The following is an 11,261-nucleotide window of genomic DNA, read 5'->3' as shown; positions in this document are numbered from 1 at the left end:
TCATTATCCAATAGTGGTTGGGTGATTCGTAACAATGCCGTCAATTGCTGGACTTTTTTTACTGGTTCCTGCCCTAGAGTGCTGGCAGATATGAACCGCAGGCGGACCTGAGGGGGTAGGACGTGACTTATTGGCTGCGAACAGTTTTGATAGCTTTTGTGCTGGCGGCAACCACGCTGAGCGCCGGGATGGCCCAGGCCGGCGTGCGGGAGCTGGAGCTGCTCTCCTCCTATATCGGGGACTGGCGCGGGGAAGGGGCCCTTGTCGGGGGCGACCAGCCCGAACCTTTCCGTTGCCGGCTGAGCGTGGCGCAGGGCAATCTGCTCAAGATCAATTATACCGGCCGCTGTAGCCTGGTAAACGCGACGCTCTCGATCAGTGGTACTATCGCCTATAATGACGATGCGGGACGTTATGAGGCGGCGATGAGCTCGAATGCCGGCTATACGGGCCTCGCCATAGGCCGCCAGTCGGGCGGCAGGATCAGCTTCGATTTGCGCGAGCAGCAGAAGGACCGGGCCGGCGGCGATGTCCGCATTGGCGCCCGTATCCTCCTGGTCGATGACCGCATTACCGTGGACTTCGAGGTCGAATTCAACAATTCGGGCGACGTACTGACCGCCTCGGTGCCGTTCGACCGGTAGGGCAGTATGTTCAGGGGATCGTGTCTGTGTGGCGCCGTGTCGTTTGAAATGGACGGAGGCATGCCGCGCGCTACTGCCTGCCATTGCTCAATATGCCGCAAGGCAACTGGTCATTACGAGGCCGGCGTCGACGTCAAAAAGTCGGACCTGACCATCCACGGAGAAGCGCACCTGACATGGTACTTTTCTTCCGAGAACGTTCGCCGCGGGTTTTGTTCGACCTGCGGATCGCCGATGTTTTTCGATCCGCCGGAGGCAGACTGGATCGGCCTGATGCTGGGCGCTTTTGACGGTCCAACAGACACAAGGATTGCCGAGCATGTCTTTGTCGGAGACAAGGGCGACTACTATGAGATATGCGATGGCGCGCCGCAGTACCGGACGATACCCGGCGCGCCGTGAGGCCTAAAGCTTCACCAGCGTCTTCACATCCACCGGCAAGCCGGTGTCGAAGGACTTGTTGGCGGCGATGCCGGTCAGGATCGAGAGGGCGCCATCGCGGTGGTTGGCGCCATAGCCGGGGCGCGGCGTGGCGTTGCCGAAGATTTCCTCGAGCATGATCTTGTCACCGCCGCCATGGCCGCCTTCGCCATGCTTGACCGGCACGACGCGCGGTTCGCCATGCAGGGGGAAGTGATAGAGCTTGACGCCCTTGGCGGCCCCTTCAGTGTCCGAGGTCGAGCCGGCATTGATATAGGAATTCTCGTGCACGGTGAGTTCCAGGCGCCCGCCGGTGCCGTTGATGGCGACGTTAAAGCCTTCCCAGGGTGCATAGGCATAGAGCGAATAGGTCATCACCGCCTTGTTGGCGTAGCGCACCATGACATTCATGGTGTCCTCGATGGAAATGCCGTCGCCGAACACGTTCTGGTCGCGCTGGTAGCCGTCTTCCTTCTCGCCGTCCCAATAAAGACCCTTCTGCACCGGGTTCGCGGTCAGGTCGATGGCGAAGGGGTCATCCTTGGCCGCTTCGACACCCGTGGTGCGGGTATAGGGGGTGAAGACACCCCGTTCCTCGGCGTTGGCGCGGCCGTAGAATTTGAGGTCGCCCATGGCAAACACGGTGTCGGGCTGAGTGCCGAGCCAGAAATTGACCAGGTCGAAATGGTGGGTCGACTTATGCACCATCAGGCCACCCGAATTGCGCTTATCGCGGTGCCAGCGGCGGAAGTAGTCGGCCCCGTGGCGGGTGTCGAGCAGCCATTCGAAATGCACCGAGGTCACCGTGCCGATTGCGCCCTCGGCAATCAGCTCGCGCAGGGCCGAATTATGCGGGGCATAACGATAGTTGAAGGTGACGCGGACCTGCTTGCCGGTGCGCTCGACAGCGTCGAGAATGGCCTGACATTTTTCCGGATCGGTGGTCATCGGCTTTTCGGTGATGACGTCGCAACCCGCTTCAAGCGCGGCGATGATATAGTGATGGTGGGTGCGGTCGATCGAGGTGACGATGATGGTATCGGGCTTTTGCTCGGCGATCATCTTGCCGAAATCGGCGGCCTTGTAGGTGGGCACCGCCTGGCCGGAGAGTTCCTCGACAATGACCTTGTTGGTGAAATCCATGCGGACTTGATTGGTGTCGCACAGGGCCAGCAGCCGGGACTGTTCGCGGTGCGGCCCCAGAATGGCCTCGTAGAACATCCGTGCGCGGCCTCCCGTTCCCACCAGCGCGTAAGTCTTGGCCATTCGATTTCTCCAGTCTCGATACAAATCGGTGCGCCGTCTCCTCGCCGGAGCCGGGCGAAAAAGCATCTACCATACAAGATTGCGGAAATGTACTGTTTCTTTCTACAATTGTGCGGCGCGGCGCCTGTTGGGCCTGCATGTAGCGAAAAAGGGCCAGAATCCTGTGGAAGACAGCAAACGAGGCAAGCCGTGCGCGGCCTATTCGTCACATGGTCCAGAAACGGAATCAGCCCGGGCTGGAGGCAAGGTGGGCGAGACGCTCGAAGGAACCATCGCATTTCGCGTCGTCGGCGCCTTGCGCGACGACATCGTCAGCATGGTGCTCAAGCCCGGCGACGTGATTTCTGAGAGCGATATCGCGGCCCGCTATGGCGTGTCGCGACAGCCGGTGCGTGAAGCCTTTATTCGTCTGGCCCAGCAGGGGCTGCTGCTGATCCGTCCCAAGCGTGCCACCGTGGTCAAGAAAATTTCGCCCGATGGGGTGCGACAGAGCCGGTTCATCCGCGAGAGCATTGAGGTTGAGATCATCCGCCGGGTGGCGACCGATCCCAAGCCGGAAACCGGCCAGATCCTGGACGATCTGATTGCCGATCAGGAAGCGGCTTCATCGGCCCATGACAGCCGCCGCTTCCATAAGTTGGACGAATTGTTTCACCGCACCCTCGCCCGGCTGGCGGGTGTGGAATATGCGTGGCAGTTGATCGACGATCACAAGATGCAGCTCGACCGGGTGCGGTATCTGACCCTGGGCGTGTCATCGAGCCAGCGCGCCATTGCTGAACACAAGCAGATCGCAAAGGCCGTCAGCACGGGCGATGTGGTGGCAGCGGAAGCGGCCATGCGGGCGCATCTGGCCCGGGCCGAAGTGCTGCTCAGCCAGACTATCGAGGACTTTCCCGATTATTTCGAATAGCCCTGTGTGCAGGATTGTTGGAACCGGGGCGCTGCGGCGCCCTTGTTCTTGACCGGGCGCGCCAATAGGTTGCCCGGCAGGTGACTTTATCGGGAGACAAGCGCATGAAAACGCGGCGGCTGGGCAAGACGGGTTATGAGGTCAGCGAGATTGGCCTGGGGTGCTGGCAGCTCGGCGGCGATTTCGGGCCGGTGGGCGATGAAACCGCCGACGCGATCCTGACCCATGCCCTTAATGCCGGGATCAGCTTCTGGGATACAGCCGATGTCTATGGCGGGGGGCTAAGCGAAAGCCGCATCGGCGCGCATGCCAAGGGCCCCAATGTCACCATCGCCACCAAGCTGGGTCGCGGGGCGGGCCTTTATCCCGATGGCTATTCCAAGCAGGCCATACGCGAAAGCCTTGTCGGTTCTGCCAAGCGTCTGGGCGTCGACACGCTCGATCTGGCGCAGTTGCACTGCGTGCCGACCGAGGTGCTGCGCGATGGCGCTATCTTTGGCTGGATGGACGAGCTCAAGGCCGAAGGGCTGGTGCGCCATTGGGGGGCGAGCGTTGAGACCATCGAGGAAGGCCTGATCTGCCTGGACCAGCCCGGTTGCGCCACGCTGCAGATCATTTTCAACCTGTTCCGCCAGGACGCGGCTGAGGAGCTTCTGCCCAAGGCCGCCGAAAAAGACGTCGGCATCATCGTGCGCCTGCCTTTGGCCAGCGGGTTGCTGAGCGGCAAATATGACAAGAACACCCAGTTCGAGGCCAGCGATCACCGCAGCTATAACCGCGACGGCGCGGCCTTTTCGGTGGGCGAAACCTTCTCGGGCATCCCCTTTGAGCGCGGCGTCGAACTGGTGCAGACGCTCAAGGGCTTTGCCCCCGAAGGCGTGCCGCTGAGCCAGTTCGCTTTGCGCTGGATTCTCGATCACCCGCAGGTCTCGACAGTGATTGCCGGCGTTTCCAAGCCCGAGCAGATCGCCGACAATGTCGCCGCGAGCGAACGCAAGAGCCTGTTCCCGGCGCTGCTCAAACAGCTCGGCGAATGGTATCGCGATGAGGTCAAGCCGGAGATCCGTGGCGGGGTGTAATCAGCGTTTCCAGCCGTTCGAGCGCAGCTCTATTGGCCGTCTCACCTTAGTTTGCCTCGCTGGAGCAAACTAAGGTGAGAAGCCCTAGCGAACCGACTGCTGCGCACCTAGGTTAGAGCCAAACAGAATTTCAAGAAGAGTAGCCTGATGTCCCATCCCGCCTTCGTGCTTGTCCGTGACGAGACCATTGCCGAGATCAAATCCCAGGCAAAACTCTATCGGCACAAGAAGACCGGGGCAGAGGTGCTTAGCCTCGTCAACGAGGACGAGAACAAGGTTTTCGGCATCACCTTCAAGACGCCGCCGGAGGATTCGACCGGCATTGCGCATATCCTGGAGCACTCGGTGCTGTGCGGGTCGCGCAAATATCCGGTCAAGAAGCCGTTCGTCGAGCTGCTCAAGGGCAGCATGCACACCTTCCTCAACGCCATGACCTTTCCGGACAAGACCGCCTATCCGGTGGCCAGCCAGAACCTCAAGGATTTCTACAATCTGGTCGATGTTTATCTGGATGCAGTGTTGTTCCCGCTGATTTCCGAGGACACCTTCGAACAGGAAGGCTGGCACTACGAACTCGACGATCTCGAAGCGCCGCTGGTCTATAAGGGCGTGGTCTTCAACGAGATGAAGGGGGTCTATTCCTCCCCGGATTCGGTGATGCACACCCAGACCCAGACCGCGCTTTATCCCGACACTACCTATGGCAAGAGCTCGGGCGGCGACCCCCGGGTCATTCCCGAATTGACCTATGAGCAGTTCAAGCGCTTTCACCAGACCTATTACCACCCCTCCAATGCGCGGGTGGTGTTTTCGGGTGATGACGCGCCGGAGAGGCGGCTGGAAATTCTGGATGAGTATTTCAGCCAGTTCGACAAGCTCGAGGTGGATGCCGAGGTGAAGCTGCAGCCGCGCTGGAATGCGCCGCGTCAGGTGTCGGGCACCTATGCCGGCTCCATCGATCCGGACAAGCGCCGCGACGGCATGGTTTCGGTCAGCTGGATGCTCGATCCGCCCGAGAGCCGGGAAGAAACGCTGAGCCACGGCATGCTGAGCTATCTGCTGGCGGGCAATTCGGCGGCGCCGCTGCGCAAAAAGCTCAATGAGAGCGGACTGGGCGAGGGCATGATCGGGGGCGGCATTTCCTCCTACCTGCGCCAGCCCATGGGCGGGTTCGGGCTCAAGGGGATCGATCCGGCTGACGCCGGGAAGGTCGAAAAACTGGTGCTCGAAACGCTGGCGGAGCTGGCCGAATCCGGCTTTTCGGCCGACCAGCGCGAAGCGGCGATCAATACCTTCGAGTTCAATCTGCGCGAGCAGAACACCGGCTCCTATCCGCGCGGCATGACCTATATGTTCACCGCCTTGGGCGGCTGGCTGCATGGTGGCGATCCGCTTTCACCGCTGGTCTATGAGGATGCCCTGTCCACCCTCAAGGAGAAGGCGGCCAACGGGCATTTCGAAAAAGAAATCCGGCGGCTGTTCCTCGACAATCCGCATCGCCTGACCTCAAGGATCGAGGCCGATCCCGAGCAGGGTGCGCGCGAGGCCAAGGCCGAAGCCGACAGGCTGGCCGCCGTACGGGCCGGCCTGAGCCAGAGTGAACTGGCCGAGGTCATGGAGCGCACCGAGCGTTTGCGGGCGCTGCAGGAAAGCGTCGACAAGCCGGAGGATCTGGCCAGGATCCCGACGCTGACGCTGGATGATCTGGACCGCGAGATCCGCACGGTACCGACCGCGGAGAGTGCCATAGCCGGCGTGCGCACGCTTTATCATGACCTGCCGACGCTGGGGATTTTGTATCTTGATCTTGGGTTTGACCTGCATGTGCTCGACAAGGCCGATCTGCCCTATCTGCCCCTGTTTGGCCGGGCTCTGCTGCAGACCGGCACCAGCAAGGAAGATTTCGTCTCGCTGACCCAGCGGATAGGCCGCACCACGGGCGGCATCTCTCAGCATCGTGGTCTTGCCAGCATGCAGGACGGCTCGGGCACGGCCGCCTGGTTCTTCCTTTCGGGCAAGGCCGTGGCGGACAAGTTCGCGGGCATGCTCGACATTATGGGCGATGTGCTGCTTGACGCTGACCTCTCCAACAAGGCGCGCTTCAAGCAGATGGCGCTGGAAGAAAAGGCCGGCTTTGAGGCGCGGCTGGTGCCGAGCGGCAATGCCATTGTCGACACCCGCATCAAGGCGGGCCTGACCGAAGCGGGCTGGATCGCCGAACAGATGAGCGGGGTCAGCTATCTCGATTTCCTCAAGGGGCTGGTCAAGCGCATCGACAGCGATTGGGAGAGCGTTGCAGGCCAGCTCTTTGCCATCCGCGACAAGCTGTTCAATCGCGGTCGCATGATCATCAATCTGACTGCCGATGGCGAGCTCTGGGACGGCGCCAAAGGCGCGCTTGAGAGCTTTGTTGGCGGCCTGCCCGAGGCTATGCTGGCCAATGCGGATTGGGGGTACGCCTTCGCGCCAAAGAATGAGGGCCTGGTGATCCCGGCGCAGGTCAATTACGTGGGCAAGGGCGCCAATCTCAAGGCGCTCGGGGTCGAGCTTTCGGCGGCCGCTTCGGTGGCGCTCCGGCTGCTCAACACCACCTATCTCTGGGACAAGGTGCGCGTGCAGGGCGGTGCTTATGGCGGATCGAGCCGGTTCGATCTGTCTTCGGGCAATTTCGCCTTCCTCTCCTATCGGGACCCAAATCTGCTCAAGACCCTTGAGGTCTATGACGGGGCGGCGAGGGCCCTGCGGGCCGAGATTGGCGAGGCCGACCTGGTGCGCTCGGTGATTGGTGTGGTCGGCGATCTTGATCGCCCCGAATTCCCCGATGCAAAGGGCTATTCGGCCATGTGGCGCCTACTCAACGGCACCACTGACGACATTCGCCAGCAGCGGCGTGATGAAATCCTTGGCACCAGCCGGGCCGATTTCCTGGCCCTGGCCGATGCGATCGACCTGGTGGCCGAGAAGGGCCATGTGGTGGTTCTGGGCGGTGAGGCGGCGATCACCACCGCCAATGAAAAGCAGCCCGGGTTGCTCGCGGTCAGCAAGGTGGTGTGAAGTATCCTTCTCCCCTTGTGGGAGAAGGTGCCCGAAGGGCGGATGAGGGGGACCCGTTTCCGAGTTCGGCAAAAGCGCCGAGACCCCTCACCTGTCTCGGTCTGCGGCAGATCCACCCTCTCCCACCAGGGGAGAGGGAAGAAGGGTTGACCTACTGGCTCAACACTTCCGCCAGATAGGGCAGGCTGACATCCATGCGGTAATCAATGCCGGAATGGTTGTCCGGGAATTCTTCGTAGCGATGGGCGATGCCGTGCTGCTCCAGCGCTTTATGAATGCGTCGGGTGCCGTAAAGGATCGCGTATTGGTCCTCGGTGCCGCAATCGAGGAAAAAGCCCTTGAGCTTGCCGATGGAATCGGCGTGCGACTTGACCATCAGGGCCGGGTCCCAGGCGAGCCAGTTTTCCCAGCGCTCGGGGATGATCTCGCAGGTGTCGAGCGTCACCGGCAGCCTCAGGCCCAGAAAGGCCTCGGGATCGGGGTCGAAGCTTGCGGCCTGGCAGAGGAACATCAGCGTCATGGTGTCCTTGCTATCGAGCTTGGGCTTGGCTTCAAAGGCCTTCATCCAAGCTTCGATTGAATTGTCTTTCTTGGCCAGGGCCATCAGGACGTCAGGGAAGCCGGCAAGGTAGAGATGCTCAAACCCGGCATCGCCGGAGTGGCTGGCGGCGGCGGCCCATACATCCGGGTGGCGCATGGCGTGGACGAGGCTGCCAAACCCGCCCGATGACTTGCCGAACACCCCGCGCCGGCCGGTGCCGCCGCAGGCAAACTTCTTCTCGACGGTCGGCAGCATCTCCTCGATCAGGAAATCCTCCCAGTTGCCCATGACGGGGCTGTTCACATATTGATTTCCGCCCAGCCGGGTGAAGCAATCGGGGAAGGCGACCACCACGGGCGCCATCTTGCCTTCGCCGATCAGGCGATCAAGGCGTTCGGGCACATTTTCGGTGAAGGCCTTCCAGGCCGTGTGGGCCGGACCGCCGGCCATATAGCCGACAAGATCGACCAGCAGCGGCAGATCCTTGCCGTCGTGGCCGGCAGGCACATAGACATCGACAATGCGCGTCGTGTCATCGCCGAGGCGGTTATTGGCCAGCGCCTTGCTCTGGATGGTCAGGCGATGGATGGTGCCGGGGGCGTGGGTCGTCTTGCGCATGGCGGGCTCCTCGTTTTCATCCGGTCTGGAACAATGCGATTGATAAGGCAAGGGCGGATCGCGGGCCGGCGCCATGCTGACACCGACTGGCGCTGGCAGGGCGCAAAAGCGGCGGTGAAAGCGTGAACCGGGTCTCGCATCGCTGCGTTTTGGTAGAACCATGAGCTTCATCCTCGACCGCAACCTTTACGTCCCCGCCATCGACGCCTGGATTGATCCTGGCGAACCGAAGCCGCGCGCCATCATCACCCATGGCCATGCCGACCATGCCCGGTCGGGCCATGGGGCGGTGCTGGCGACGCCGGAAACCATCGCCATCATGCAGGTGCGCTATGGCGACGATTGCGCCGGTCGGTTCGAGCCGCTGCGCTTTGGTGAAATGCTGACCATCGACGGAGCCCAGGTGAGCCTGCATCCCGCCGGGCATATCCTGGGTTCGGCGCAAGTGCTTGTCGAAGCCGAGGGACAGCGCGCATTGGTCACCGGCGACTACAAGCGTCTGCCGGACCGCACGGCCGAACCTTATGAGGCGGTCGATTGCGACCTGTTGGTCACTGAAGCCACCTTTGGCCTGCCGGTCTTCCAGCATCCCGCGCCGCAGGACGAAATTGCGCGCCTGCTGAAATCTGTGGCCGATCAGCCCGAGCGCTGCCATCTGGTGGGGTGCTATGCGCTGGGCAAGGCACAGCGGGTCATTGCGCTGTTGCGCGATGCGGGCTGGGACCGGCCGATTTATCTCCATGGCGCGATGATCGAGCTGTGCGCGCTCTATGAGGACCTCGGCGTGCCCCTGGGCGAACTGCTGCCCGCGACCGGCATGCCCAAATCTGCCATGGCCGGGCAGATCGTTGTCGCGCCACCCTCAGCCATCCGCGACCGCTGGAGCCGGCGCTTCCCCGATCCGGTGGTCTGCCAGGCTTCGGGCTGGATGAGCATCAAGCAGCGGGCGCGCCAGGCCCTGGTGGAACTGCCGCTGGTGATTTCGGATCATTGCGACTGGGGCGAACTCAACAGTTCGATCCTGGAAAGCGGTGCGGGCACGGTCTGGGTGACACATGGGCGCGAGGATGCGCTGGTCTATTGGTGTCAGCAGCAGGGGCTTGTGGCCGAACCGCTGGCCCTGCCGGGGCTGGATGATGATGGCGGGGAGGGCGGCGCATGAAGCGTTTTGCAGAATTGCTCGAACTCCTGGCCCTCACCCCATCGCGCACGCGAAAAATCGCGGCCCTGGCGCAGTATTTTGCCGAGGTGCCGGACCCGGATCGCGGCCTTGCGCTGGCCGTGCTGACCGGCGAACTCGACATTGCCAATGTCAAGCCGGCCCTGCTCAAGCAAACCGTCCTGGCGGAAGTGGATGAAACGCTGTTTGCGCTCTCCTATGACTATGTCGGGGATTTGGGCGAAACCATTGCGTTGATCTGGCCGCATCACGGGACAGGTGAGTTGCCGCGGCTGAGCGCCTTGGTGGAGCTGCTCAACACCACCAGCAAGGCGGAGCTGCCCAAGCTGATTGGTGGTCTGCTGACGCAAGCCGCGATCCATGAGCGCTGGGCGCTGATCAAGCTGGCAACCGGCGCGCTGCGCATTGGCGTGTCGGCACGGCTGGCCAAGACGGCACTGGCCGAAATGAGCGGGGTGGAGCTGCAGGCCATTGAAGAGGTCTGGCATGGGCTCAAGCCGCCCTATGCGGCCTTGTTCGCCTGGCTGGAAGGCAAGACCGGACGGCCGGAGGTGGATCACACGGCGCGGTTTCATCCCCTGATGCTCTCCACGCCAATCGAGGAGAGCGATTTCGAAAAGCTTGATCCACGCGACTTCGCCGCCGAATGGAAATGGGACGGGATAAGGGTGCAGCTTGTGCTGGGGCGCAACGGTGCATCGCTGTTTTCGCGCACGGGCGACGACATCGCGCCGAGCTTTCCCGATGTGGTCGATGCCGCCATGGGGCGGGCGGTGCTGGACGGCGAATTGCTGGTCGGGCACGATTTCGCGCCGCGCAGTTTCAATGACCTGCAGCAGCGGCTCAATCGCAAGCAGGCCAGCGCCAGGCAAATGGCCGAGCTGCCCGGCTTTGTGCGGGTCTATGACATGCTGTTCGATGGCGACGAGGACATCAGGGCGCTGGGTTGGCAAGCTCGGCGGGCGCGGCTGGAGGCATGGTTCGACCAGAACCCGCAGGCCCGGCTGGATCTGTCAGAGGTGCTTGGTTTCACCGCCTGGGAGGATGTTGCCAGCTTGCGGCGGCAGGGGGCGGAAAGCCACGGCCATGAGGGGGTAATGCTCAAGCTCAGGACCGCGCCCTATGTGCCGGGCCGGCCCAAGGGGTTCTGGTTCAAGTGGAAGCGCGATCCCAATGTGGTCGATGCGGTGCTGATGTATGCCCAGCGCGGGCATGGCAAGCGGAGCTCGTTCTATTCCGACTACACATTCGGAGTGTGGAAGGGCAATGAGATTGTCCCCATCGGCAAGGCCTATTTCGGTTTCACCGATGAGGAGCTGAAACAGCTCGACCGCTGGATCCGGGCCAATTCGATCGGCAGTTTCGGGCCGGTGCGCGAAGTGAAGAAGGAGCTGGTGTTCGAGGTGGCGTTCGACAGTGCGCAGAAAAGCACAAGGCACAAATCGGGCGTGGCGCTGCGCTTTCCGCGCATCAACCGGATACGCTGGGACAAGCCGGCCAGTGAGGCTGCACGACTTGAAGACATGGATGCATTTGTGGGGTGAGC

The 11,261-nt window shown here is 62.0% G+C and carries 9 protein-coding genes; 7 read left to right on the top strand and 2 right to left on the bottom strand.

Annotated elements, in window-relative coordinates:
• Positions 1–122: 122 nt before the first annotated feature.
• Both DDE76_RS09670 and DDE76_RS09665 read left to right on the top strand, forming a co-directional pair.
• Entirely contained in the window at positions 123–644 is a 522-nt protein-coding gene (locus tag DDE76_RS09670; RefSeq protein ID WP_157955739.1) for a heme-binding beta-barrel domain-containing protein, read from the top strand.
• Between the two features lie 6 nt (positions 645–650).
• Positions 651–1,046, top strand: a complete 396-nt coding sequence (locus DDE76_RS09665; RefSeq protein ID WP_104893065.1) for a GFA family protein — start codon at positions 651–653, stop codon at positions 1,044–1,046.
• Between the two features lie 3 nt (positions 1,047–1,049).
• On the opposite strand, the gene DDE76_RS09660 is transcribed toward DDE76_RS09665, so the two are convergent.
• Positions 1,050–2,330, bottom strand: a complete 1,281-nt coding sequence (locus DDE76_RS09660) for a Gfo/Idh/MocA family protein (protein WP_104893066.1) — start codon at positions 2,328–2,330, stop codon at positions 1,050–1,052.
• 247 nt (positions 2,331–2,577) lie between these two features.
• Between DDE76_RS09660 and DDE76_RS09655 the strand changes: the two genes are divergently transcribed.
• From DDE76_RS09655 to DDE76_RS09645, 3 genes are all read left to right on the top strand, one after another.
• A complete protein-coding gene (locus tag DDE76_RS09655) occupies positions 2,578–3,243 on the top strand; it encodes a GntR family transcriptional regulator (RefSeq protein ID WP_157955738.1) in 666 nt (221 codons plus the stop codon).
• A gap of 104 nt (positions 3,244–3,347) precedes the next feature.
• Complete coding sequence (locus DDE76_RS09650) at positions 3,348–4,322, top strand: aldo/keto reductase (protein WP_104893068.1); 975 nt, start codon at positions 3,348–3,350, stop codon at positions 4,320–4,322.
• A 147-nt stretch (positions 4,323–4,469) separates the two neighbouring features.
• Positions 4,470–7,376, top strand: a complete 2,907-nt coding sequence (locus DDE76_RS09645) for an insulinase family protein (RefSeq protein ID WP_104893069.1) — start codon at positions 4,470–4,472, stop codon at positions 7,374–7,376.
• 151 nt (positions 7,377–7,527) lie between these two features.
• Here DDE76_RS09645 and DDE76_RS09640 read toward each other — a convergent pair whose 3' ends face one another.
• On the bottom strand, positions 7,528–8,535 hold the full coding sequence (locus tag DDE76_RS09640; RefSeq protein ID WP_104894877.1) for an alpha/beta hydrolase: 1,008 nt from the start codon (positions 8,533–8,535) through the stop codon (positions 7,528–7,530).
• A 160-nt stretch (positions 8,536–8,695) separates the two neighbouring features.
• Here DDE76_RS09640 and DDE76_RS09635 point away from each other — a divergent pair, with 160 nt between their 5' ends.
• Entirely contained in the window at positions 8,696–9,697 is a 1,002-nt protein-coding gene (locus DDE76_RS09635; RefSeq protein WP_104893070.1) for a ligase-associated DNA damage response exonuclease, read from the top strand.
• The gene (locus DDE76_RS09630) at positions 9,694–11,259 is read left to right on the top strand and encodes a cisplatin damage response ATP-dependent DNA ligase (protein WP_104893071.1); all 1,566 of its coding nucleotides are present in this window, start codon (positions 9,694–9,696) and stop codon (positions 11,257–11,259) included. Before DDE76_RS09635 ends, DDE76_RS09630 begins: the two co-directional genes overlap by 4 nt.
• Positions 11,260–11,261 lie beyond the last annotated feature (2 nt).

Source organism: Devosia indica, assembly GCF_003056405.1.
GTDB classification, from domain to species: Bacteria; Pseudomonadota; Alphaproteobacteria; order Rhizobiales; family Devosiaceae; genus Devosia; species Devosia indica.
Note: the sequence above shows the minus strand (reverse complement) of the source record. Positions and strands in the feature narration are given on the sequence as shown.

Coding starts and splice junctions, on each gene's coding strand:
- DDE76_RS09665 (WP_104893065.1), top strand. CDS start 651: ATGTTCAGGGGATCGTGTCTGTGTGGCGCCGTGTCGTTTGAAATGGAC.
- DDE76_RS09660 (WP_104893066.1), bottom strand. CDS start 2,330: ATGGCCAAGACTTACGCGCTGGTGGGAACGGGAGGCCGCGCACGGATG.
- DDE76_RS09650 (WP_104893068.1), top strand. CDS start 3,348: ATGAAAACGCGGCGGCTGGGCAAGACGGGTTATGAGGTCAGCGAGATT.
- DDE76_RS09645 (WP_104893069.1), top strand. CDS start 4,470: ATGTCCCATCCCGCCTTCGTGCTTGTCCGTGACGAGACCATTGCCGAG.
- DDE76_RS09640 (WP_104894877.1), bottom strand. CDS start 8,535: ATGCGCAAGACGACCCACGCCCCCGGCACCATCCATCGCCTGACCATC.
- DDE76_RS09635 (WP_104893070.1), top strand. CDS start 8,696: ATGAGCTTCATCCTCGACCGCAACCTTTACGTCCCCGCCATCGACGCC.
- DDE76_RS09630 (WP_104893071.1), top strand. CDS start 9,694: ATGAAGCGTTTTGCAGAATTGCTCGAACTCCTGGCCCTCACCCCATCG.